Origin of the sequence: Streptomyces sp. NRRL F-5630 (assembly GCF_000719475.1) — a bacterium.
Lineage (GTDB): Bacteria > Actinomycetota > Actinomycetes > Streptomycetales > Streptomycetaceae > Streptomyces.
Genome location: NZ_JOGO01000044.1, coordinates 17,533 through 39,823, shown reverse-complemented (window position 1 = coordinate 39,823; position 22,291 = coordinate 17,533). Strand labels below are relative to the sequence as shown.

Here is a 22,291-nt window from a genome sequence, read left to right as displayed (position 1 = left end):
CGACACGGGGAGAGGGAGCGGGATGCCTGAACGGACACGGCGGCCCAGCACGGACCGGGCCAGGAAAGGTGACCGGCAGGCCACCGACCGGATGCTGCGGACCCTGCTGCGCCGCCGCAAGAAGATGTACGCGGCCCAGGACGTGACGGTCACCGATCCGCCACGCATCCGGCGCGCGGTGACCGCCGCGGCGCTCGGCAACACCATCGAGTGGTTCGACTTCGGGGTCTACGCCTATCTCGCGGGCACACTCGGGAAGGTCTTCTTCCCGTCCAGCTCGCCGGGCGCTCAGGTCGTGCAGACCTTCGCGACCTTCGCGGCGGCGTTCCTCGTACGCCCCCTCGGCGGGCTGGTCTTCGGGCCGCTCGGGGACCGGATCGGGCGGCAGAAGGTCCTCGCCGTCACCATCATCATGATGGCGGTGAGCACCTTCGCCGTCGGCGTGCTGCCCACGTACGCCTCGGTCGGCTTCGCCGCGCCGATCCTGCTGCTCGTGTGCAGGCTCGTGCAGGGCTTCTCGACCGGCGGTGAGTACGCGGGCGCGACGACGTACATCGCCGAGTACGCGCCCGACAGGCGGCGCGGGTTCTTCGGGAGCTGGCTCGACTTCGGGACCTTCGTCGGCTACTCGCTCGGCTCGGGCCTCGTGACGGTCCTGACGACGGTGCTCGGCGAGGACGGCCTCACCGACTGGGGGTGGCGCATCCCCTTCTTCGTCGCGGGACCGCTCGGCGTCATCGGGCTCTACCTGCGGCTCAAGCTGGAGGAGACCCCCGCCTTCCAGCGCGAGGAGGAGGACCGCGAGGAGGCGCTCGCCGAGGACGACCCGGTCGAGGAGGCCCGGCAGTCCGGCAAGGGCAGGCTCAGGGACATCTTCGTCCACCACTGGGAGGCGATCCTCATCTGCATGGGGCTCGTCCTGCTCTACAACGTGACCAACTACATGGTCACGTCCTATCTGCCGACCTACATGTCCGAGACCCTCGACGAGTCCGAGACGACCGCCCAGCTCCTCGTGCTGGGCACCATGGTGCTCGTCGTGCTCACCATCACGACGGTGGGCCGCGGTTCGGACCGCTGGGGGCGGCGCCCGGTCTTCTTCTTCGGCAGCATCGCGCTCATCGTCCTGTCGATCCCCGCGTTCCTGCTGATCCGTCAGGGCGGCATCCTCCTCCCCGCGATCGGCAGCGGCATCCTCGGGCTGCTGCTCGTGACCTTCGCGGGCACGTCCGCCTCGACACTCCCCGCGCTCTTCCCGACGCGGATCAGGTACGGGGCCCTGTCGATCGCGTTCAACATCTCGGTGTCGCTCTTCGGCGGCACCACCCCGCTCTTCGCCTCTGCCCTGGTGGAGGCGACGGGCGACGAGATGGTGCCCGCCTACTACCTGATGGTCGCGGGGGCGATCGGGCTCCTCTCGACGTTCTTCCTGCACGAGACGGCGGGCCGCCCGCTCAGGGGCTCTGGGCCGATGGTCGAGACGGCCGAGCAGGCCCGCCGCCTCGTCGCCCGCAGCCGCATCCACGCCGGGCGCCAGGCCCGGGACGTGTGGGTACGCCTGCGGCACCCGTGGCACCACGAGACGGGGAAGGACGAGGGCGGGAAACGGGAATGAGGGGCGGGGGCGACGCAGCGCCGGACACGCCCCACAGGGCGTCACCGCGCCCTGTGCTGCCCTGTACCCGGCGTCGCCGCGCCCCGTCCGACCCGCCCCGTGCCGCTAGAGGGCCCGGTGCAGGCTGTGCAGCCCCACGTATCCGAGCCGCGGGTGGTGGAAGCCCTCGGGGAGGGTGCCGAGGATCTCGAAGCCGAGGTCGCGGTAGAGAGCGAGGGCCGGAGCGTTGGTCTCGACGACGGCGTTGTACTGGATACGGCGGAAGCCCGCCGCGCGCGCCCAGTCGAGGCTGTACGTGACGAGGGCGCGGCCCGCGCCGCGGCCCTGGTGGGCGGGATCGACCATGTAGCTCGCGCTCGCCACGTGCGCGCCGTTGCCGGAGCGGTTGGCGTACATGTTCGCGGTGCCGAGGACGGTGCCGGCCTCCTCGGCGACGACGACGTGCGCCGGGGCGGGCAGCATCCACATCGCGCGGGCCTCCTCCCGCGTGGGATGGAGGGGGTAGGTGAACGTCTCGCCCGCCGCGCAGATGTCCCGGAGGAAGGGCCAGATGCCCGGCCAGTCGGCCGCCGTGACCTCGCGTATCAGCATGCGAGCGATCCTCCGGGGGGTCATGAGACGGCGTCAAAGGCTTTTCCGCACGGCGACCGCGCGGCGGACGGGCATCGCGTAGCCGACGGCTACGGCGCGGCATTCGGCAACCGTGCGGCGCACGGCTACGGCGCGGCGGACGGCTACCGCGCGGCGGCGTGCCTCTCGCTCTCCGAGGCGGTCATCGCGTCGACGCCGCCCTTGAGGAAGGCCATCGCGAGCGTGATGGCCTCGTTGCGGTCGGCGCCCTCGGGGTGTTCGACGATCTCGGTCACGACGGCGGCGGCCGCGGCGGCGGCGAGGCGTGGACCGAGGGAGCCGGGGCGCTGCCCGGTGTCCTTCGCGAGGATACCGGCGCCCTCCTCGATGAGGGCCGCCATGCGCGCCGTCTTCACCGCCCGCAGCTCGGGGTTCGCCTCGAACATGCGCACCTCCATCTCGCCGAGGTCGTCGTGACAGGCGAGTTCCTGGCGCAGCCAGCTCTCCAGGGCGTGTACGGCGGGGATCCCGGGGGCACGCGAGCGCAGGGCCTCGGTGAGGGCTTCGACGGAGCTGTCGAAGGTGGCGAAGGCGATGTCCTGCTTGGAGCGGAAGTAGAGGGTCACCGTGCGCGGCGAGACCTCGGCGGCTGCGGCGATCTCCGCGACCGTCGTGGCGTCGAAACCCTGTTCGGCGAAGAGCGCGAAGGCCGCGCGGGTGATGGCGGCCCGCCGTCTGGCCTTGCCCCGCTCTCTCAGTCCCGCCCCGTCAGTGACCCTGTTCATGACATCGAGCATAGCCAGCGGAGCACTCCGGCAACCCGGTGCGAACAGGAATTTTACCGAGGACTGCAAAGATGCATTAGAGTGCAGAAATCTCGCGGAGCCGGTCCGCGGAGCACCGTCGAAGGGGAGAAGCCTGCCGTGGCACAACGTTTGTACGCGCTGGGACGTTGGGCGGCGCGCCGCCGCGGGCGAGTGCTCGCGGTGTGGGTGCTGCTGCTCGCGGTGGCGGTCGGGCTCGGCACGACCCTCCACGGGAAGCTGTCGACCGAGTTCACGGTGCCGGGGATCGAGTCGCAGGAGGCCCAGGACCTCCTGAAGGAAAAGTTCCCCGAGGCGGCGGGCGGCACCGCACGCGTCGTCTTCGAGGCGCCGAAGGGCGAGAAGCTGACGGGCGCGAAGGAGCAGCGCGCCATCGGGGCGACGCTCAAGGAGGTCGCCCACATCCCCGGTGTCCTCCAGGTCGCCGACCCCGCGAAGACGGGCACCGTCTCGAAGGACCGCACGATCGCCTACGCGGACGCCGTCTTCGGCAAGCCCGCGCAGGAGGTGCCGCAGTCCGCGAAGGACAAGCTCGACGACGCGCTCGACACGGCCCGGCACGCGGGCCTGAAGGCCGAACTCGGCGGCACCGTCTCCGCACCGCCCGTCGAGGTGGGCGGCCCCGCCGAGATCATCGGCGTCGTCGTCGCCTTCGTCGTGCTCGCGCTCACGCTCGGCTCGCTGCTCGCAGCCGGGCTCCCGCTGCTCACCGCCCTGATCGGCGTCGGGGTGGGCGTGATGACGGTGGAGTTCCTGTCCCGCTTCATCGAGATGACGAACACGGCGACCATCCTGGCCCTCATGATCGGCCTCGCGGTCGGCATCGACTACGCCCTCTTCCTCGTCTCGCGCCACCGCGAACAGCTCGCGGACCCCGACGAGGACGTGCACGACTCGATCGGGCGGGCCACGGCGACGGCGGGCAGCGCGGTCACCTTCGCCGGGATCACCGTGATCATCGCGCTCGCCGCGCTCGCGTCGGCGGGCATCCCCTTCCTGACGGTGATGGGGCTGGCGGCGGCAGGCACGGTGCTCGTCGCCGTACTCGTCGCGCTCACGCTCGTACCGGCGCTCCTCGGCTTCCTCGGCGAGCGGCTGCGCCCCAAGGCGAAGCCGGCGGGCGACACCGACGGCGCCACGGGCAAGGCCGGCCGCAGGCGCGCGCCCGGCGCCTGGGGACTGGCGTGGGGGCGCCTCATGACCCGCTTCCCGATCCCGGTGCTCGTCGTGTGCGTCGTCGGGATGCTCGCCCTCGCCGTCCCCGCGAAGAGCCTGCGGCTGGGCCTGCCGAGCAACGAGACCCAGCCCACCGCGAGCACCCAGCACAAGAGCTACGAACTCCTCCAGAAGGGCTTCGGCCCCGGCTTCAACGCGACGCTGCTCCTCGCCGTGGACGGGACGAAGGTGCCCGCCCAGGAGCGTGAGGGCATCGTCAAGCAGGTCGCCGCGACCGTGCAGAAGGACCCCGACGTCGCGACGCTCGCGCCGCCCAACACCAACAAGGACGGCACCCTCACGGTCCTCGGCATCGTCCCCAAGTCGGGCCCCGACGACCAGCGCACGACGGACCTCGTGCACCGGCTGCGCGACGAGGCGACCGAGCCCGTCGACCGCGCGGGCGGCACCGCCTACGTCGCCGGGCAGACCGCGGCCGGGATCGACGTCTCGGCGAAGCTCTCCGGCGCGCTGCCGCTCTTCATCGCGATCATCGTCATCCTGGCGCTCCTCCTGCTCATGATCGCCTTCCGCTCCCTCCTCGTCCCGCTCAAGGCGGTGCTCGGCTTCCTGCTCTCGATCGCGGCGAGCCTCGGCGCGGTGGTGTGGGTCTTCCAGTACGGGCACCTCGACGGCGTCTTCCAGGTCGCCGCCGCCGCACCCGTCGTCAGCTTCCTGCCCGTCCTGCTCATCGGGGTGCTCTTCGGGCTCGCGATGGACTACGAGGTCTTCCTCGTGAGCCGCATGCGCGAGCACTACCACCACCACCGCGACGCCCGTGCCGCCGTCGAGCACGGTGTGGAGCGCAGCGGACGGGTCGTCACGGCGGCGGCGCTCATCATGGCCTCGGTCTTCGGCGGCTTCATCTTCAACCACGACCCGATCATCAAGTCCATCGGCTTCGCCCTGACGATCGGCGTGCTCCTGGACGCCTTCGTGGTCCGGCTCACGGTCGTCCCCGCCGTCCTCGCCCTCCTCGGCCGCCACGCGTGGGCACTCCCGCGCTGGCTCGACAAGGCGGTCCCCAACGTGGACATCGAGGGCGACAGCCTGCCACCGAGGCCGGGTGCGGGCAGCACCAAGGAGTAGCCCGGGGGCCGGGTCCTCAGACGTGGGCCGCGAGGAACGCGTCGAGGAACCCGGCCACGGCGTCGGGCCGTTCGAGGTGCACGTCGTGCCCGGCCCCCGGCACCCCGAGGGACCACGCGTCGGGACGCGCGGCGAGCATGGCCCGCACCGCGGAGGGCGCGAGGATGCCGTGCTCGGCGACGAGCAGCAGGACGGGGAGTCCCGGCGCGGTCCACGCGGGCCAGGAGGGCGCGCGGAGGAGGGCGTCGAAGAGGCGGGCGAGCACATCGACGTCGAAGCGCGGCCGAAGCCCCCCTTCGCGCTCTTCGAGCCCGCCCGCCCACGCGTCCCCGACCGCTCCCCCGCCGAGCCACGCCGCCGCGCTCGCGCGATCCGGGAAGGGCAGCGGCCAGGACCGCAACCACCGGATCGCGGCATCGCCCGGCGCCTCGGACACGGGCCGCGCGTCCGCCTCGACGAGCGCCAGGCCCCGTACCAGGGAGGGGTGTTCCTCCGCAGCGCGGAGCGCCACCCGCCCGCCGAGCGACTGCCCGACGAGTACGGCGGGCCCGGCACCGAGGCGCCCGAGCAGCCGGGCGACATCGTCGGCGTGCGCGCTCGCACGCGTGTCGCGCGGGTGGCGCACCCTCCCTCCGTGCCCTCGCAGGTCCATCGCGACCACGCGACGCCCCCGCGCCCGCAGGCGGACGGCGACGGACTCCCACTCCCCCGCGTATCCCGCGAGGCCGTGCAGGAGCACGACGGGCGGACCGTCACCGCCCCAGTCGAGGTGGGTCGCCGACTCGGCCACGGGAGGGCCCCTTTCGTGGATGTCGGAGGCCGGGGCCGGCTCGCCGCGGCCCGGTCCGCGACGGCGGGGGCCGCGGCGGCCTCCGCGCCTCATCGGTCGTTCCGGTGGACGAAGGTACCGGGGCACGGGAGCTGACAGCAGGGTGCGAGAGCGGACAGGTGCAAGTGGTGGGCCCGGCGACGGCGGGTGCGGGGGCCGCGCGTTCCGCGTCGGCGCGCCTGGCGGCCTGCGCGCGGACGCGCCCGGCGGCGGTCAGGTCCCCGGCCGGAGTCCCGTCCCCTCATACGGACGGATCGCCGCCGGGCGGCGCAGGGGCCGGGGCGAGCGCGCTGACCGGCGCCGCGGCCGGGGCCGCCGAGGTGCCGGTTCGGGTGCGGAGGCGTGGGGCAGGCGGCATGGTGGGGGAGGCGGTCCCGGGGGTGTCCCGAGGCCGGTGCCGACGAGAGGTGGTGTGCGCGATGCGTGGTGCGGAGCTGCTCAGTGACGGGTTCGGGCGGATTGCGGAGGAGGTGCACGCGGCGGTCGAGGGCCTGACGGGCGAACAGCTCGGGGAGCGGCTCGATCCGGACGCGAACTCGATCGCCTGGCTCGTGTGGCACCTGAGCCGGGTCCAGGACGACCACCTCGCGGACGCGGCGGGCGAGGAGCAGGTGTGGACGGCGTCCGGGTGGGCGGAGCGCTTCGGGCTGCCGTTCCCGGACGGGGCGACGGGCTACGGGATGAGCGCGGCGGAGGTGGGCCGGGTGCGGGTGAGCGGCCCTGAACCGCTGCTGGGCTACTTCGACGCGGTGCACGAGAGGACCCTCGCGTACGTCTCCGGGCTCTCGGACGCCGACCTGGACCGCGTCGTCGACGAGAACTGGTCGCCCCCGGTCACGCTCGGCGTCCGTCTCGTGAGCGTGCTCGGGGACTGTCACCAGCACGCGGGCCAGGCGGCGTTCGTGCGGGGGGTGCTGGAGCGGCGTTGAGCCCCGGCCCCTCGCCCGCACGTCCCCGTACCGTCACCCCGTTGTCAGACCCCGGTGCGACGATGCCCGGCACGTGGACACCGCGCCCACGGGACTGGGGTGACCGGGATGAGCGGGACGGCGACGACGGTGGTTCGGGAACGCGGGACCAGGGAGGTGGCGGGCGGGCGCGGCACGGCGGACGAGCCGGTGGTGCTCGGCGACGTGCTGGCGGACGTGCTCCGCACGCTCGCCGCCGGGGATCCGCCACGCGCGGGCGGGCGCGTCGCTCTTCCCCGCCCGACCCGCGGGTGAGGCGCGGCGCGACAGGCCACGGCCCCACCCCCGTGCGGGTACGGGGCGGGGCCGTGGCGGAACGTCAGCCCACCGGTACCGCGTCGCGCGGCGCGACGGGCCGCACGGGGCGGCCGGGCGGCACCGGTTCGGGGCGGTCCGGCTCCGGCGGGGCGATGGCACGGCCCCGGCGGCGGGTGTCGCCGAGGTAGTGCTCGGCCGCGTGGGCCGCCTCGCGGCTCGTCCGGCGTGCCATGAGAACGCACAGCGTGTACGCGGTCGCCTCGAAGCGGCGGCGCACGGTGCCGTTGGCGGGGTGGTCGAGCGTGAGCCGTTCCCAGGCGCGGTAGCGGTCGAGCACGCGGGCCACGGCGCGGCGCTCGGGGCGCAGCGGTGTGGGCGCGGCGGGCGCGGGCGCGGGCTCCGGTTCGCGTACGGGCCGTGGGGGCCTCGTGGGGCGGCTCGCGCCGGTGCGGCGGATCGCCCCGGCGGGCCAGACCGGTGCCCGGACGCCGTCCATGGCGCTCACCGTGCCTCGGCCCCGGCCCGCAGCGGCTGCTCCGCCAGGACGGGATCGCCCTCCTGCGGTACCGGCAGGGACACGGGGAGCGGCTGGGCCTCGGGGGCGAGTGTCTCGGGGACGGCCTGCGGCAGGGGCACCCGCTGGGCGTCGGCGACCTTGCGGGTGAACCAGACGGCCTTGCCGCCGTCCTCGGTGGCGCATGTGCCCCAGCTGTCGCTCAGCGCGGCGACGCGGGCGAGGCCGCCCGTGCTCGCGGAGTGCAGCCGGGGCAGGCGCGGGTCGCGGTCGGAGACCGAGACGGTGAGCTGTCTGCCGCTCCAGCGCAGTTCGAGCGCGCACCGCCCGTCCCCGGTGTCGGCGTGCTCCACGACGTTGCGCAGCAGTTCGTCCAGGGCCGCGCACACGGGCGCGACCTGGAGGTCCAGGCCCCAGTGGCGCAGATGGGCGGCGGCGATGCGCCGCATCTGGGAAAGCCGCTCCCGCGTGGGTTCGCACGCGAGGTGGTAGCGGCGGTTGACCACACCAGCCATGACTCTTGGCTCCTTACCCGAAGCCCACACCCCTGCCCCCGTACACGGGGGGTGAGCGCTGACGTTCTGAGGGTCAGTGCCAATCTGGCCCGAAAGGGTGACGCCCGCAACACGAGAGGTGTCGGCGGGTGACCGCACCACCTCGGGACGCGCTACGGGGTACGGGGCGCGGTGGCCGGCACCTCCACCGTGGTGGCGGGACGCTTCCCGCCCGAGGTGGCGGCCCCCGTCTCCCCGCCCGCCTTCCGCGACCGGCCGAGGCTCAGTGCGCTGAGCAGGCCCACGGCGACGAGGGCGCCGGTGTAGAGGGTGAGCGCGCTCCAGTGGCCGTGTCCGTAGACGGTGCCGCCCGCCGAGCCGCCGAGCGCGCTGCCCACGTAGTAGAAGAACAGGTAGACGGCCGCGCCCTGCGCCCCGACGGCCTTCGAGCGGGCCCCGACCCAGCCGCTCGCGACGGCGTGCGCCGCGAAGAAGCCCATGGTGAAGACGACGAGCCCGGGGATCACGGCGCCGAGGCTCGGTATCAGCATGAGCGCGAGACCGCCGAGCGTGACGAGCAGCGCGGGCACGAGGACGAGGCGGCGGCTGAGGCGGTCGACGAGGCGGCCCGCGAGCGCGGAGGAGAAGGAGCCGGAGACGTAGGTGATGAAGAGCAGTCCCGCGGTGCCCTCGGAGAGCGAGAAGGGCGGGGCGATGAGGCGGAAGCCGAGGTAGTTGTAGACGGTGACGAAGGCGGCCATCGCGACGAAGCCGATGAGGTAGAGGCGCAGCAGCCCGCTGTCGGGCAGGGCCCGGACGACGCCGCGCGCGAGGGCGCGCGGGGAGGCGCCCTTGGGGACGAAGCGGACGGAGGGCGGGATGGTGAGGCGGAAGACGAGCGCGCACACGGCGGCGATGACGCCGACCGCGCCGATCGACCAGCGCCAGGAGTGGGTGAGCTGGAGAACGCCGTCGGCGGCGAGGCGGCCGAGCATGCCGCCGATGCCGTTGCCCGCCACGTACAGGCCCATCGCGCCGCCGAGCGAGCCGGGGTGCACCTCCTCGGAGAGGTACGACATCGCGGTGGCCTGGAGCCCGGCGAGCGCGAGGCCCTGGAGCAGGCGCAGGACGAGGAGGACGGGGAAGTTCGGGGCGAAGGCCGAGGCGATGCCGAAGACGGCCGCCGCGCCGAGCGCGAGCGACATCATCGTCGTGCGGTTCCAGGCGTCCGAGAGCGCGGTGAGCGGGATGACGCCGACGGCCATCGCGAGCGTCGCGACGGAGACGCTGAGCGAGGCGCCCGCCGGGGAGAGGTCGAGGTCGTGCGCGAGGGACGGCAGGAGCGCCTGCACGCAGTAGAGCGTCATGAACGTGCCGAGCCCGGCGGCGAAGAGGGCGCCCGAGGCCCGCCGGAAGGCGGGGGTTCCCGCGTGGTGGGGCGGCGGGAGGACGCGCGGGGCGGCGGGAGGGCGGGGGCCGGGGGCTGGGGAGCCCGCGGCGGAGGGGCCTTCGGCGGGGGGCGGGGTCACCCCGAAAATGTATGCATGGCCCATCCAATGCGTCCAATGCATGAATGCGGTCCTGCTCATCCCCTGCGGGATCGATCCCGGTGCGCTGGGCAAGAAACCCGCGACCGCAGGGCTGGTTTCGCGGGAAGCGGGGAAGGAAACCGGCGTGCTTGATCAACAGAGGGCGAAGCTCAGGGGAGAGCTGGGGGCGGCGTGGCGGCGGCTGCGCGGTGAGGGCAGCGCGTCGGAGCGCGTGGCGCACCTGTGGGAGCGGGTGTGGCGCGAGGCCACGGTGGTCCGCTCCGTACGGGCCGCGGGGGCGGCGACGCTCGCGTACGTCGTCGCCCAGCACGTGAGCGACACTCCGGCGCCGCTCACCGCCCCGCTCACCGCGCTCCTCACGGTGCAGGTGACGCTCTACGCGACCCTCACCACCGGTGTCCGGCGCGTCAACGCGGTCATCGCGGGGGTGCTCGTCGCGATCGGCTTCAGCGCGCTCGTCGGGCTGACGTGGTGGAGCCTCGGGCTGCTCATCCTGGCGGCCCTCGTCGTCGGACACCTTGTCCGGGTCAGCGAGTTCGTGCCGGAGGTGGCGATCAGCGCGATGCTCGTGCTCGGCGTCAGCCGGGTCACGGACACGGCCTGGGACCGGGTGCTGGAGACGGTGATCGGCGCGGCGGTGGGACTGCTCGTCAACGCCGTCCTCGCGCCGCCGGTGTGGACCGGGACCGCGGGGGACGCGCTGGAGGACCTGGCCCGGCGGATGCGGCGGCTCCTGCTGCGCATCGGTGAGGAGCTGAGCAGCAGCGACCCGGTGCGCGAGGCGCGGGCCACCCTCCAGGAGGCGCGGGACCTGGACAGGGACATCGCCGAGGTGGACGCGGCACTGCGGCAGGCGGAGGAGAGCCTGCGGTTCAACCCGCGCGTGCGCGAGGGGCTGCTCAACCGGGTCGTGCTGCGCACGGGGCTCGACACGCTGGAGATCTGCACGGTGGTCCTGCGGGTGCTCGCGCGCACCTTCACGGACCTGGCGCGGGTACGGGAGTCCGAGGACACCGCCGCGCTCTTCGAGCCGAAGGCGGCCCAGGCCGTGGAGAGCCTGCTCGCGCAGGTCGCCGACGCGATCGTGAGCTTCTCCGTCCTCGTGACGCACCCGGTGAGCGAGAGCGCGGAGGCCGCCGAGGACCGGCTCGCCGCCGAACTCCACGCCGCCCGCCGTGAACGCGCCCGCGTCGGCACGCTGTTGCGCGAGAGCGCCCGTACGGAGGACGGCCACTGGTACCTGTACGGAGCACTGCTGACCGAGATCGACCGCATCCTCGCCGAACTCGACCTGGAACAGCGATCCCAGCGGCTCCTGGACGAACTCGACCGCAACGCCCGTGAACAACGCGAACGGCACCCCCTGCTGACGCGCGCCAGGACCCGCCTCACGCCCCGCCGCCGTCCCGCCTCCCGCCTGCCCGGCCAGCGGGGCGGCAGGCGGGAGGCGAGGAAGCGCGAGGAGAACGCGGGGTCCACCGGATAGCCCCGCCGGTCCCCCACCCGCCGCGCGCACCTCGCGCACGGACGGGACGCCGCGTGGGCCGCACGCCGCTCGCGCGCACCCGCGCGCCACCTCGCGCGTCCACCCGGACCGGCCCGTGAGCCGTGCCCGCCGCACCCGTCGGGCAGCGCCCGGGACGCATGGTGGGCCGCCGGTGCGGGCGCCGGGCGGCCCACCACCTCCCCGTGTCAGCTCGTGAGGTGACGGAGGTCCTCCAGGAGACCCGGCTGCCTCGGCTCCCAGCCCAGCCCGGCGCGGGTGTGCGCGCTGGAGGCGGGCTGGTCGGTCACGAACATCTCTCCGAGCGTGCCGAAGGACTCCGCAGGCACGGCCTCGACCGGGAGACCGAGCCGCTCGCCGATGACCTCGGCCATGTCGCGCACCGCGACGCCCTCGTCGGCGACGGCGTGCCAGGCGGTCCCCGCCGGAGCCTTCTCCAGGGCCAGGCGGAAGAGCACGGCGGCGTCGAGCGCGTGGACGGCGGGCCAGCGCTGCGCACCGTCGCCCGGGTAGCCGGCGACCCCGGAGCGGCGGGCGGCCTCGGTGAGGATTCCGGTGAAGCCGCCCTGGCCGTCGTGGTGGACGGTGCGCGGGAGGCGGACGGAGGAGCTGCGCACCCCCTGCGCGGCGAGCGCGAGGGCGCGCTCCACGGAGCGGCCACGGCCCCCGACCGGGCCGTCCGTCGGGACCGGGTCCTCCTCCGTGGCGGCGCGCCCCGGGACGAAGGGCGTGCCCGACACGGTGACGAGCGGGCGGTCCGAGCCGATCAGCGCCTCGCCCAGCACGGTGAGGGCCTCGGACTCCTCGGCGACCGCCCGCGCGAGGGCCTCGGGCGAGCTGAAGTCGTTGCCGAAGGCGAGGTGGACGACGCCCTCCGCCTCCCCGGCCCCCGCCCGCAGGACGTCGAGGTCGGTGAGACCACCGCGCAGGGCCGTGGCGCCCGCCGCCTCCGCCTTGGCCGCGGAGGTCTCGGAGCGGGTGAGCGCGGTGACGGTGTGTCCTGCCCGGAGCAATTCGGCGACGACGGCCGAACCGATCAGCCCCGTGCCACCGGTGACGAAAACCTTCATGGGTCGTACTCCCAGACGTGATGCGACAGATGTCTCATCACTGTATCCGGCGAGGCGACACATGTCGCATCGCTAGAATGCACTCATGCCGAGATGGAAGCCGGACGCGCGGCAGCGCCTGATCATGTCCGCGTTCAGGCTGTTCGCCGAGCACGGCTACGACGACACGACAGTGGCGCAGATCGCCGCGCACGCGGGTCTGACACGCAGCACGTTCCACCGCCACTTCTCCGACAAGCGGGACATCCTCACCGCGGGGCAGGAGGCCCTCAGCCGGCTGCTCGCGGACGGCATCGGCGCGGCCCCGGCGGACGCGACCCCCGTCGCGGCCGTGGCGAACGGCCTCGCACGCGTCTCGGCGGAGATGACGACGTTCAACCGGGAACTGAGCCCGCTGATGCGCGCGGCCGTCGACGCGAACAAGGAGTTGCAGGAGCGGGAGGCGCTCAAGAGCGTCGGCATGGCCGAGGCGATGAAGGACGCGCTCGTCGCGCGGGGAGTGCCCGCCGTCGCGGCGCGGGTGGCCGCCGAACTGGGCGTGCTCGCCTTCAAGACCGGGTACGGGCGGTGGATCGACCCGGCGCGGGACGAGGAACCCGGCACCCTCGGGGACCACACCCTCGCGGCCCTGCGCGAACTCCACGCGGCGGCCACGCGGCTCGACTGACACCGCTCGGGACGTGCCGGGCCCATCCCGGCACCGGACATCCGAAGCCGACCACCTCCGGACGCACAGAGCACGGCCGATACCGCTGCGGACGCGCAGAGCCCGGCCGACACCGCTCCGGACGCGCGAGGGGGGACCCCCGCTGGCCCGCCCCCCTCGTCCCACTCCCGCTCACACCCCTTCGTGCAGTCCCCGGTCCGCCGGGCCCGCCGTGAAGCGGGTGAACCGCACCGTCAGCCCGGCGCGCTCCGGCGCGCAGCAGAACGGGCCCGCCGCGGCCTCCGCGTCCGGGGCGAGGTGGGCGAGGCGGACCATGCGCCAGGGGCTGGTGGCCGTCTTCGCGCGGACCGTGAGGGCGTCGCCCGCGCGGCTCACCCGGATCGTGACGTCCTGGCCGGCCCACTCGGGGACGGGGGCGAGCGACCAGTCGGAGGTGCCGTGGGTGACGACCGCGCCGAGGTGCGGGAGGCCGTCGCTCGTCTCGACGCCCGCCTTGAGCCAGGTGTCGGGGGCCACCCTGACGAAGAGACCCGCCTGGTCGTACAGCTCGGGGAGGTCGGCGCGGAAGGTCACTTCCACGGCGCTGTCGCCGGCGAAGGGCACGAGAAGGGCGTGCCCCGTGTCCCGGAGGAAACCGTAGGAGGTGGTGCGCCAGAAGTCGCTGCCCTCGGCCGCCGTGACGAGCAGTGCCCCGTCCTCCTCGTCCGTACGGACGGCGGGCGGCCGGTTGAGCCACTCCCCCGCCGTCCACCCCACCGTGTGCGTGCTGTCCGTGGTCATGGCCGAGAGCTTCGCACACCCGTGGTTCCTCCGGTTGCCCCGGCGGTGCGTGGGGTGCGCCATGGAGGGAGGACACCGCACGGCGAGGAGGTGGTCACGGTGGCGAAGAGCAAGCGACTGGGCGCGCCGGGTGAGCTGGACGGCCTCGATGTCTACGACGACGGCGGCGAGAAGATCGGCGGCGTCGACGAGGTCTACCTGGACGACCGCACGGGGCGTCCCGAGTGGGTCACGGTCCGCACGGGACTGCTCGGCCTGCGCGAGCACTTCGTGCCGCTCGCGGGCGCCGTCCGCGAGGGCCGCCGCATCACCGTCCCCTGGCCGAAGGAACGGGTGCGCGAGGCACCGCGCCCCGGCGACGCGGAGGACCACATCGACGCCGCCGAGGAGAGCGCCCTGTACGCGTACTACGGGCTTCCCGAGGACACCGTGCCCGAGGAGATCGAGGACGTGGAGGACTGAGCCCGGCCGGGCCGCGGCCACGCCGCCCCTCCCCCGCCCTCGCCCGTCCGGCGAAAGCGCCCCGCCCGCACGGACGGCCCGGTACGCCACGAGAGCACTGCTCGCTCCGGCGGCCCCGCCCGTCCCGTCCGCCCCCGTCCGTCGCGCGAAGGTACGGCGTGGCTCGCGTGAAGGGAGTGCGGCGGGCCCCGTGAAGGCGGCACGGCGGGGTTTGCGGGCGGATGGGCCGGTCACCCGCATCGGAACGTTTCCGATACGAGGAGTGATCTTCCATGGAGTGGATGCGACGCGCCGCCTGCGCGGACACCGATCCCGAACTCTTCTTCCCCGTCAGCACCGAAGGGCCGGGAGCCGTGCAGCGGCAGGAGGCGAAGCGCGTGTGCGCCGGGTGCCCGGTGCGCGCCGAGTGCCTGGAGTACGCGCTGGAGAGCAAGCAGCGGTCGGGGGTGTGGGGCGGCCTGGACGAGCACGAGCGGGCGGCGCTGCACCGTGGCCGCCGGTCGCGCCTGCGCTCCTCGGGCGCGGGGCACCACTGACCCGCGTGCCGGAGGAGCGCCACGGCCGCCCCCCACGGAGGCGCGTCGCGGCGGGCCCGTACTGGAGGTGCGTCGAGGTGCCCCTGCGGGGGCGCCAGGACGCGGCGGGCGCGCGCCGGGAGCGCGTTCAGGCCCGTACCGGGCTCTCCTCGCTCGCGTGCGGCGGCTCCGAGGGGTCGTCGTCGGTGGCGGCGAGTCGCGCGAGGATGTCCTCCGCCGCCGGGGAGGGCTCGGGCAGCAGGAGGCCGAGTCCCCCGTAGAGGGCGAGCGAGACGAGGACCGGGGTCGCGACGAGCCACGTCTGCGAGGTGTCGAAGACGTAGTAGACGAGCGCGTAGGCGATCAGGCCGCTCGCCCAGGAGACGAGCGCCGCGCGCGGTCCGCAGGTGCGGAAGCGCGGCAGCATACCGAGCAGGAGCGGGACGGATATCGGGCCCATGAGCGCGGCGACCCAGTTGACGACGATCTGGAGCACGCCACCGAGGTTCTCGGCCTGCGTCGCGACCGCCATCGTCAGCAGGACGAAGACGACCGTCGTGACACGTGCCGCCTTCAGCCCCTGCGTCTGGGTCCGGTGGCGGGCGCGTGCCGAGAGCACGGGGATCATGTCCCGCGTGATGACCGCCGAGATCGCGTTGGCGTCGGAGGAGACCATCGCCATCGTGTGCGAGAAGATCCCGGCGAGCACCAGCCCGATGAGACCGTGCGGCAGGAATGTCGTGGCCATGACAGCGTAGGAGTTGTTGGGGTTGTCGAGGCCGGGGATGAGCAGGGGCGCCGCGAACATCGGGAACATGAGCACGATCGGCCAGAACAGGTAGAGCGCCGCCGAGAGCCGGGCGCCGCGCCGGGCCTCGCTCGCGCTCGGCGCGGCCATGTAGCGCTGGGCGAGGTTCCACATCCCGCCGTTGTACTCCAGCGTCTTGACGAGGACGTACACGAGCAGGAAGACCGTCGTGTACTGCGAGGTCGCCGGGTGCAGGTGGGCGCTGGGCAGGTCGCCCCACATCGTCCACACCGCCGAGATCCCGCCGAGCTTGTGGAGCACCACGACGATCATGACGAGGGCGGCGGCGCCCTGGATGACGAACTGCCCCAGCTCGGTGAGGGCGTCGGCCCACAGACCGCCGATCGTGCAGTAGACGAGCGTGATGACGCCGGTGATGAGGATGCCGAGGTTGTAGTCGATCCCGGCGAAGACGTTGAGCAGGGTCGCGACGGCGAACCACTTGGCCGCGATGTCGGCGATCTTGAGAAGGCTGCCGCTCCAGGCGAGGGCCTGCTGCGTCGCCACGTTGTAGCGGCGGGCGAGGTATTCGAGGGGCGAGGCGACGCCGAACCGCGAGCGCAGCCGGTTCCAGCGCGCGGCGAAGAGCCAGCTGCCGATCCCGACGCCGACACCGATGGACGCGAAGCCCCAGAAGTAGACCGTGATCCCGGTCGTGTAGGCGACCCCCGCGTAGGCGACGAAGAGCACCGCGCTGTAGCCGGACATGTGGTGCGAGATCCCGGCGAGCCACCAGGGCATCCGGCCCCCGGCGGTGAAGAAGTCCTTCACGTCGCCGACCCTGCGGTGCGACCACCAGCCGATCAGGACCATGAGCCCGAAGTACGCGCACATGACCGTCCAGTCGAACGCATGCATCGATGACTTCCTTTCAGCGTCCGTCATTCCGCGAGGCGTTCACGAACATGAACGCATATGCTGTACTGGAACCTGTCCGTCTCCATGAACGCGACGGAAGCTAATATGGCGTCCGTCACAAGTCAACGGAGCGGACAGGGACGGCTGGAACGCGTGGGCGCGGACGGCTCCGGGAGGCTCGACTCCGGGAAGGCAGAGGGGACTTGAGGGGCGTGGCGACACCGGGGACGCAGGAGACCGCACGGACGGCACAGGCACGGGCGGCGGAGACGGGACAGGCCGGCCGGGCCGCCGCGGACGAGGAGGAGCGCGCCGGTGGCGGTACGGGCGTGAAGTCGGCCAGGCGCGCGCTGGACCTCATGGAGACCTTCGCCGCGCACGACACCTGGCTCACCCTCGCCGAACTGCACACGCTCACCGGCTTCCCGCGCTCCAGCCTCCACGGACTGCTCCGCACCCTCCTCGACGTGGGCTGGCTGGAGCAGGACGCGGGGGCGGCCCGCTACCGGCTCGGCATCCGCGCCCTCGTCTGCGGGACCGCGTACCTCGACCGCGACGCCGCGATGCCCTTCGCGACCGAGGCGCTGGAGCAGATCAGGGAGCGCACCGGGTTCACCGCGCACTACGCGCGGCGCAGCGGCGAGCAGGTGGTCTACCTGGAGACCCGCGAGGCGAAGCGCTCCACGCACCTCATCTCGCGCGTGGGGCGTTCGCTGCCCGTGCACGCGACGGCACTCGGCAAGGCGCTGCTCGCCGAGCTGACCCCGGCCGAGGTCAACGGGCTCCTTCCCGCGACGCTCACCGCGCTCACCGCGCGCACCGTCGTGAGCCGCGAGGCCCTCCTCGCCGAGTGCGAGCGGGCGAGGGAGCTGGGGTACGCGACCGAGTGCGAGGAGGGCACGCCGGGCATCCGCTGCGTCGCCGCCGTGGTCCCCTACCGCATCCCGGCGAGCGACGCGATCAGTTGCTCGCTCCCCGTGGACCAGATCGACGACGCGGGGGTACGGGAGATCGGCGAGCTGCTCGTCGAGGTCACCGCGCGGCTCGGGCGCGAGCTGCGGCGGGCGGGGATTCGCTGAGCGGCCCCCGCGCCGGGTCAGTGAGGTCATCATCCGCCCCCGCCCGGGGGCCGTCACGAAGGAGCACATCCGTGGGAGCACAGCGGCTGTTGATCACCGGGGCCGCAGGCGGGATCGGGCGGTTGATGCGGCGGCGGCTACGCCGCCCGGGGCGGGTGCTGCGGCTCCTCGACCTCGCGCCGCAGGAGCCGGCCGCCGAGGGCGAGGACGTGGAGATCGTGACGGGTTCGGTGACCGACCCGGAGGTGATGGCGAAGGCGTGCGCGGACGCGGACGCGCTCATCCACCTCGGCGGCCTGAGCCGCGAGGACTCCTGGGAGGCGACGCTCACGACGAACATCCACGGGACCCAGGTCGTCCTGGAGGCGGCGCGGCGGGCGGGCATCACGCGGGTGCTGCTCGCGTCGAGCAACCACGCGGTGGGCTTCCGCCGCGTCGAGGAGGCGGGGCCCGAGGGGCTACCGGCCGACTCCTCGCCCCGCCCGGACTCGTACTACGGCGTGAGCAAGGCGGCGATCGAGGCGCTCGGCAGCCTCTACCACTCGCGGTTCGGCATGGACGTGCTCGCGCTGCGCATCGGCTCCTGCTTCGAGACGCCGCTGCCGCTCGGCCCGCGCGGCCTCGTCACCTGGCTCTCGCCCGACGACTGCGCCCGCCTCTTCGAGGCCTGCCTGAGCGCCCCGTCACCGGGCTACCGGCTCGTGTGGGGCGTCTCGGACAACACGCGTCGCGTCTACTCGCTCGCGGAGGCGCGGGCGCTGGGCTACGAGCCGCAGGACAACGCCGAGACGTACGCGGACCTCCTGCGCGACACCCCCCAGCCCCCGCCCGAGGAGACCGCCCACGTCGGCGGCGGCTTCTGCACGAACCCCCTGGGCGCCCCGAACCCGCTGTGACGTGCGCGCCGGGGCCCACTGCGACGGGCGGCCCGAACACGCTGCGACCGGCAAGCCGCACCCGCTGGACCCGAAGCTCGCGGGTCCGGCGAAGCGGTGGGGGCGGGACCGGGCACTCCGCCCATTACGTCCGGGCCGCCCGCGCCTCCGACCCGCCCGGTTTGCGCACGATGCCGCCCGGGTGACCGCACCCGCTGCGACGGCCTCGGGGTGGGAGTGGCGGAGCGCCGTGCCGCGCTCGTCCCACGCGGCGAACGCCCGCCGGATGTCGTGCCCCCGCCCTCGGCATGGGCGGGGCGCGACGGCCCGCACCGGATGCCGGGCTCAGCTCCTCCGGACCCTCGCCCGGCCCCCGGTCAGGCCCCAGCCCCGCGCGGCAGCCTGACCACCGTCACGAAGAAGTCGTCGATCTGCCGGACCGCCGCGATGAACTGATCGAGGTCCACCGGCTTGGTGACGTAGGCGTTGGCGTGCAGGCGGTAACTGCGCAGGATGTCCTCCTCGGCGGAGGACGTCGTGAGCACCACGACCGGGATGTGGGCGAGGTCGTCGTCGCTCTTGATGCGCTCCAGGACCTGCCGGCCGTCGTACTTGGGCAGGTTGAGGTCGAGGAGGATCAGGTCGGGGCGGGGGGCGTCGGAGTACTCGCCCTGGCGGTAGAGGAAGTCGAGCGCCTCCTGCCCGTCGCGCACGACGTGCAGGGTGTTGCGGATCTTGTTGTCCTCGAACGCCTCGCGCGTCATCAGCTCGTCGCCCGGGTCGTCCTCGACGAGCAGGACCTCGATGGGCTGGACTGGCGTGTTCACTTCGTGGCTCCAAGCGGGGCGGAGGAACGGGGTTCCGGGGACTGGGCGGGGACGTCGGCCGGAGTCTCCTCCGCCGGGGGCGAATCGGGCAGGGCCGGGAGGGTGAAGCGTACGCGGGCACCTTCGGTGACGGAGTGGTCGAGCCCGATCTGGCCGCCGTGGTGCTCGACGATCTTGCGGCACAGCGCGAGCCCGATACCGGTCCCGCCGTACTCCTCGCGGCTGTGGAGCCGCTGGAAGATGACGAAGATTTTCTCGCCGAACTCCTCGGGGACCCCGATGCCGTTGTCGGTGACCGAGAAGTGCCACATGTCGCCCTCGCGGACGCTCGTGACACGGACGTGCGGGGTGCGCTCGGGATGGCGGAACTTGACGGCGTTGCCGAGCAGGTTCTGCCACAGCATGGTGAGCGTCGTGCGGTCGCCGAGCACGCGGGGCAGCTCGCCCTCGGTCTCCACGACGGCCCCCGCCTCCTCGATGGGCACTTCGAGGTCGCTCAGCGCGCGGTCGAGCGCCGCGCCGAGCGGCATCTCGACGAGGTCGCCGCCCATGCGGCCCACACGCGAGAAGGCGAGGAGGTCGTTGATGAGGACCTGCATCCGCTTGGCACCGTCGACGGCGAAGTCGATGTACTGCTTGCCCCGCCCGTCGAGCTGATCCCCGTACCGCTTCTCCAGGAGCTGGCAGAAGGAGGCGACCTTGCGCAGCGGTTCCTGCAGGTCGTGCGAGGCGACATAGGCGAACTGCTCCAGCTCCGCGTTGGAGCGCTGGAGCTCGGCGGTCTGGGCGTCGAGCTCGGCGGTGCGGTCGGCGAGCAGCGCCTCGCGGGAGCGGGACTCGGCGAGTTCGGCGACGATCTTGCGGCGCATGTCCTCGACGGCGAGGCCGAGAGCCCGTACGTCGGAGGGGCCGTCGATGACGATGGGCCGGTCGAAGTCGCCCGCGCGCACGAGCTGGGCGTCGCGTTCGAGGCTCGTGAGGGGGCGGCCGACGATGCGGCGCAGGAGGACTGCGAGGACGCCGCCGCCCACGATGAGGACGATGAGGATGCCGAGGAAGGTGCCGTCACGCAGCCGCTTCGCCGCGTCGAGTTCGTCGTTCGCCTTGTCGCGCACCTCGTCGAGGTGCGCGATCTGCACGGTGAAGAGCTCGCGGATGTGGTCGAACTCGGTCTTGCTGGAGTCCAGCGTGCCGGAGGACACCGGGGCGCCGTCCCGGACCCGGCCGATGACCGGTTCGGCGGTGCCCGCGCGCCACCGCGCCGCCGCCGCGCGCAGGCTCTTCAGGTCGGCGAGGGGCTTCGGGTAGTCCGCGAGGAGTCCGGCCGCGCTGTCCCCGTAGCGCTTCTCGTCCTTCCGGCCCTGGGCGTACGGGGCCAGGAAGGACTTGTTTCCCGTGAGGGCGTAGCCGCGGACCGCGGTTTCCTGGTCGAGCAGCGCCTTCTGGAGCCGGAAGGAGGCCGAGCGCGCCGGCTGTATGCGGTCGACGAGGTCGGAGGTGCGCTCGTTGGTACGGGATATCTGCGCCGCCACGAGGGCGGCGGCGAGCACGAGCAGGACGCCCAGGACGGCGAGGACGAGGTTCATCCAGCCCTGGACGGAGAGGCGCCCGGTGCGGCCCGCGCGGGGGGACGCGCTGTGCCCCTGTGTCATGACTTCTTCTCCCAGGCGAGGTGCAGGACGGCGAGGTCGTCGGAGAGCCCGCCCGCCGGTCCGGCGAGCGCGGTGACCTCCTCGACGACGGTGCGGACGAACGCGGGACCCGCCAGGTCGTTGTGGCGGCGGGCGAGGTCGAGGAGTCCGGACTCGCCGAGACGTGATTCCGGCCCCGTACGGCCTTCGAAGAGGCCGTCCGTGAACGAGACGACAGCGGTTTCGGGCTCGACGGCGAGCACGGCTTCGGGCCAGGCGGAGGCGGGCATGTCGGGGCCGAGCAGCCCGAGCGCCATGCCGCCCGCGGGCTCGTACCACTCGATGCCGCCGGACGTGCGGATGAGGCTGCCGTGGTGCCCGGCCCGTACGGTGTGCAGGGTGCGGCGGTCGGGGGCGAAGCGGAGGCTCACGTACGTGGCGAAGACGTGCTCGCCCGCGCGCTCGGCGCACAGGATCTCGTTGAGCAGCCGCGCCTGGTCGGAGCCCACGCAGCCGGTGAGCACCGCCGCGCGCCAGGCCACCCGCAGGCACACGCCGAGCGCGGCCTCGGCGGCGCCGTGCCCGGAGACGTCGCCGACGACCGCGTGGACGGTGCCGTCGGCGGTCTGGACGACGTCGTAGAAGTCGCCGCCGAGCAGCGCGTGGTCGCGCCCCGGCTCGTAGCGCGAGACGACCGAGAAGTCGGCGGGCACGGTGCGCAGCAGCGGGGTGGGCAGGAGGCCCAGTTCGAGGCGGGCGTTCTCCTCGGCGCGCAACCGGCTCACCTGGAGCGCGGCCGACGCGCGCTCGACGACCTTGCGCTGCACGGCGTAGCGGACGGCGCGGCCGAGGGTCTCGGGGTCCACGCGGTTCTTGACGAGGTAGTCCTGGGCACCGAGCGCGACCGCGTCGAGGCCGATATCGCTCTCGGCGAGCCCGGTGAGCACGATGATCGCGGCGTCCGGGGCGGAGGCCAGGACCCGGCGGACGGCGTCGAGACCCTGGGCGTCGGGGAGGTGCAGGTCGAGCAGGACGCACAGGGGGCCCGCCGTGCGGGCGAGCACCGTCTGCGCCTCCGCGAGGGTCTTGCACCATGTGAGGCCGATGTTGAGGGCGCTGTCGGCGAGGTACTCCTCGACGAGCAGCGCGTCACCCGCGTCGTCCTCGACCAGCACCAGGGTGACGTCGAGCTCCCAGCCGGGATCGGCGTGCCCGGCACGCGGTCGCGGCAGCGAGGATTCGAGCCCCGTGGGCCGTTCGGCCACTTCACACCCCCACTAAGAGCAGGC

At 73.5% G+C, this 22,291-nt stretch carries 22 protein-coding genes; 10 read left to right on the top strand and 12 right to left on the bottom strand.

The features are described 5' to 3' along the window. Positions 1-91: 91 nt before the first annotated feature. Entirely contained in the window at positions 92-1,615 is a 1,524-nt protein-coding gene (proP, locus tag IF99_RS0120165) for a glycine betaine/L-proline transporter ProP (protein ID WP_030998000.1), read from the top strand. 105 nt (positions 1,616-1,720) lie between these two features. Here the strand turns inward: proP and IF99_RS0120160 are convergent, their stop codons facing one another. Together IF99_RS0120160 and IF99_RS0120155 are read right to left on the bottom strand one after the other, a co-directional pair. Beyond that, positions 1,721-2,206, bottom strand: a complete 486-nt coding sequence (locus IF99_RS0120160; RefSeq protein ID WP_030997999.1) for a GNAT family N-acetyltransferase — start codon at positions 2,204-2,206, stop codon at positions 1,721-1,723. A gap of 143 nt (positions 2,207-2,349) precedes the next feature. Beyond that, on the bottom strand, positions 2,350-2,970 hold the full coding sequence (locus tag IF99_RS0120155) for a TetR/AcrR family transcriptional regulator (RefSeq protein ID WP_234340772.1): 621 nt from the start codon (positions 2,968-2,970) through the stop codon (positions 2,350-2,352). Positions 2,971-3,108: 138 nt separating this feature from the next. On the opposite strand from IF99_RS0120155, the gene IF99_RS0120150 reads away from it, so the two are divergent. Next, a complete protein-coding gene (locus IF99_RS0120150; RefSeq protein ID WP_158716630.1) occupies positions 3,109-5,313 on the top strand; it encodes an MMPL family transporter in 2,205 nt (734 codons plus the stop codon). 16 nt (positions 5,314-5,329) lie between these two features. Here the strand turns inward: IF99_RS0120150 and IF99_RS0120145 are convergent, their stop codons facing one another. Further along, entirely contained in the window at positions 5,330-6,103 is a 774-nt protein-coding gene (locus IF99_RS0120145) for an alpha/beta fold hydrolase (RefSeq protein WP_037827224.1), read from the bottom strand. 458 nt (positions 6,104-6,561) lie between these two features. Here IF99_RS0120145 and IF99_RS0120140 point away from each other — a divergent pair, with 458 nt between their 5' ends. Then, a complete protein-coding gene (locus tag IF99_RS0120140; RefSeq protein WP_030997995.1) occupies positions 6,562-7,071 on the top strand; it encodes a mycothiol transferase in 510 nt (169 codons plus the stop codon). 108 nt (positions 7,072-7,179) lie between these two features. After that, entirely contained in the window at positions 7,180-7,365 is a 186-nt protein-coding gene (locus IF99_RS0120135; RefSeq protein WP_030997994.1) for a hypothetical protein, read from the top strand. A 64-nt stretch (positions 7,366-7,429) separates the two neighbouring features. On the opposite strand, the gene IF99_RS32675 is transcribed toward IF99_RS0120135, so the two are convergent. The 3 genes from IF99_RS32675 to IF99_RS0120120 all read right to left on the bottom strand — a co-directional run bounded on the left by IF99_RS32675 (position 7,430) and on the right by IF99_RS0120120 (position 9,905). Further along, entirely contained in the window at positions 7,430-7,864 is a 435-nt protein-coding gene (locus IF99_RS32675) for a DUF5133 domain-containing protein (RefSeq protein WP_078655181.1), read from the bottom strand. A 5-nt stretch (positions 7,865-7,869) separates the two neighbouring features. Beyond that, the gene (locus tag IF99_RS0120125) at positions 7,870-8,397 is read right to left on the bottom strand and encodes an ATP-binding protein (RefSeq protein ID WP_030997992.1); all 528 of its coding nucleotides are present in this window, start codon (positions 8,395-8,397) and stop codon (positions 7,870-7,872) included. Positions 8,398-8,549: 152 nt separating this feature from the next. Then, positions 8,550-9,905 carry an MFS transporter gene (locus IF99_RS0120120; RefSeq protein ID WP_030997991.1) on the bottom strand — a complete coding sequence of 452 codons (1,356 nt, stop codon included), beginning with the start codon at positions 9,903-9,905 and terminating at the stop codon, positions 8,550-8,552. Between the two features lie 145 nt (positions 9,906-10,050). Between IF99_RS0120120 and IF99_RS0120115 the strand changes: the two genes are divergently transcribed. Further along, positions 10,051-11,412, top strand: coding sequence for an aromatic acid exporter family protein (locus tag IF99_RS0120115; RefSeq protein WP_030997990.1), 1,362 nt, complete (start codon positions 10,051-10,053; stop codon positions 11,410-11,412). Positions 11,413-11,618: 206 nt separating this feature from the next. On the opposite strand, the gene IF99_RS0120110 is transcribed toward IF99_RS0120115, so the two are convergent. Further along, positions 11,619-12,500 (bottom strand): SDR family oxidoreductase, encoded by an 882-nt coding sequence (locus tag IF99_RS0120110; RefSeq protein ID WP_030997989.1) that lies wholly within the window; start codon positions 12,498-12,500, stop codon positions 11,619-11,621. An 85-nt stretch (positions 12,501-12,585) separates the two neighbouring features. Here IF99_RS0120110 and IF99_RS0120105 point away from each other — a divergent pair, with 85 nt between their 5' ends. Then, entirely contained in the window at positions 12,586-13,167 is a 582-nt protein-coding gene (locus IF99_RS0120105; RefSeq protein ID WP_030997988.1) for a TetR/AcrR family transcriptional regulator, read from the top strand. A 171-nt stretch (positions 13,168-13,338) separates the two neighbouring features. On the opposite strand, the gene IF99_RS0120100 is transcribed toward IF99_RS0120105, so the two are convergent. Further along, positions 13,339-13,947, bottom strand: a complete 609-nt coding sequence (locus tag IF99_RS0120100) for a DUF1349 domain-containing protein (protein WP_030997987.1) — start codon at positions 13,945-13,947, stop codon at positions 13,339-13,341. Between the two features lie 99 nt (positions 13,948-14,046). Between IF99_RS0120100 and IF99_RS0120095 the strand changes: the two genes are divergently transcribed. Beyond that, positions 14,047-14,409: a PRC-barrel domain-containing protein gene (locus IF99_RS0120095; RefSeq protein WP_234340771.1), complete on the top strand. Its 363-nt coding sequence runs from the start codon at positions 14,047-14,049 to the stop codon at positions 14,407-14,409. Positions 14,410-14,681: 272 nt separating this feature from the next. After that, entirely contained in the window at positions 14,682-14,945 is a 264-nt protein-coding gene (locus tag IF99_RS0120090) for a WhiB family transcriptional regulator (protein ID WP_030997985.1), read from the top strand. A 127-nt stretch (positions 14,946-15,072) separates the two neighbouring features. On the opposite strand, the gene IF99_RS0120085 is transcribed toward IF99_RS0120090, so the two are convergent. After that, complete coding sequence (locus tag IF99_RS0120085; protein ID WP_030997984.1) at positions 15,073-16,590, bottom strand: sodium:solute symporter family protein; 1,518 nt, start codon at positions 16,588-16,590, stop codon at positions 15,073-15,075. A 212-nt stretch (positions 16,591-16,802) separates the two neighbouring features. On the opposite strand from IF99_RS0120085, the gene IF99_RS0120080 reads away from it, so the two are divergent. Together IF99_RS0120080 and IF99_RS0120075 are read left to right on the top strand one after the other, a co-directional pair. Next, positions 16,803-17,669, top strand: a complete 867-nt coding sequence (locus IF99_RS0120080) for an IclR family transcriptional regulator (protein WP_030997983.1) — start codon at positions 16,803-16,805, stop codon at positions 17,667-17,669. Positions 17,670-17,740: 71 nt separating this feature from the next. Further along, complete coding sequence (locus IF99_RS0120075; protein WP_030997982.1) at positions 17,741-18,565, top strand: NAD-dependent epimerase/dehydratase family protein; 825 nt, start codon at positions 17,741-17,743, stop codon at positions 18,563-18,565. A gap of 356 nt (positions 18,566-18,921) precedes the next feature. On the opposite strand, the gene IF99_RS0120070 is transcribed toward IF99_RS0120075, so the two are convergent. The 3 genes from IF99_RS0120070 to IF99_RS0120060 are packed head-to-tail and all read right to left on the bottom strand — an operon-like array spanning position 18,922 to position 22,267. Next, positions 18,922-19,371, bottom strand: coding sequence for a response regulator (locus tag IF99_RS0120070; RefSeq protein WP_030997981.1), 450 nt, complete (start codon positions 19,369-19,371; stop codon positions 18,922-18,924). Then, the gene (locus IF99_RS0120065; protein ID WP_030997980.1) at positions 19,368-21,023 is read right to left on the bottom strand and encodes a sensor histidine kinase; all 1,656 of its coding nucleotides are present in this window, start codon (positions 21,021-21,023) and stop codon (positions 19,368-19,370) included. The genes IF99_RS0120070 and IF99_RS0120065 overlap by 4 nt, the downstream gene beginning before the upstream one ends. Next, entirely contained in the window at positions 21,020-22,267 is a 1,248-nt protein-coding gene (locus tag IF99_RS0120060) for a PP2C family protein-serine/threonine phosphatase (protein WP_030997979.1), read from the bottom strand. The genes IF99_RS0120065 and IF99_RS0120060 overlap by 4 nt, the downstream gene beginning before the upstream one ends. Positions 22,268-22,291: the final 24 nt, after the last annotated feature.

Bases quoted from the DNA above. Each gene is read 5' to 3' on its own strand.
- IF99_RS0120135 (WP_030997994.1), top strand. From the start codon at position 7,180: ATGAGCGGGACGGCGACGACGGTGGTTCGGGAACGCGGGACCAGGGAG.
- IF99_RS0120100 (WP_030997987.1), bottom strand. From the start codon at position 13,947: ATGACCACGGACAGCACGCACACGGTGGGGTGGACGGCGGGGGAGTGG.
- IF99_RS0120085 (WP_030997984.1), bottom strand. From the start codon at position 16,590: ATGCATGCGTTCGACTGGACGGTCATGTGCGCGTACTTCGGGCTCATG.
- IF99_RS0120065 (WP_030997980.1), bottom strand. From the start codon at position 21,023: ATGACACAGGGGCACAGCGCGTCCCCCCGCGCGGGCCGCACCGGGCGC.
- IF99_RS0120140 (WP_030997995.1), top strand. From the start codon at position 6,562: ATGCGTGGTGCGGAGCTGCTCAGTGACGGGTTCGGGCGGATTGCGGAG.
- IF99_RS32675 (WP_078655181.1), bottom strand. From the start codon at position 7,864: ATGGACGGCGTCCGGGCACCGGTCTGGCCCGCCGGGGCGATCCGCCGC.
- IF99_RS0120125 (WP_030997992.1), bottom strand. From the start codon at position 8,397: ATGGCTGGTGTGGTCAACCGCCGCTACCACCTCGCGTGCGAACCCACG.
- IF99_RS0120160 (WP_030997999.1), bottom strand. From the start codon at position 2,206: ATGCTGATACGCGAGGTCACGGCGGCCGACTGGCCGGGCATCTGGCCC.
- proP (WP_030998000.1), top strand. From the start codon at position 92: ATGCTGCGGACCCTGCTGCGCCGCCGCAAGAAGATGTACGCGGCCCAG.
- IF99_RS0120110 (WP_030997989.1), bottom strand. From the start codon at position 12,500: ATGAAGGTTTTCGTCACCGGTGGCACGGGGCTGATCGGTTCGGCCGTC.
- IF99_RS0120105 (WP_030997988.1), top strand. From the start codon at position 12,586: ATGCCGAGATGGAAGCCGGACGCGCGGCAGCGCCTGATCATGTCCGCG.
- IF99_RS0120090 (WP_030997985.1), top strand. From the start codon at position 14,682: ATGGAGTGGATGCGACGCGCCGCCTGCGCGGACACCGATCCCGAACTC.
- IF99_RS0120155 (WP_234340772.1), bottom strand. From the start codon at position 2,970: ATGAACAGGGTCACTGACGGGGCGGGACTGAGAGAGCGGGGCAAGGCC.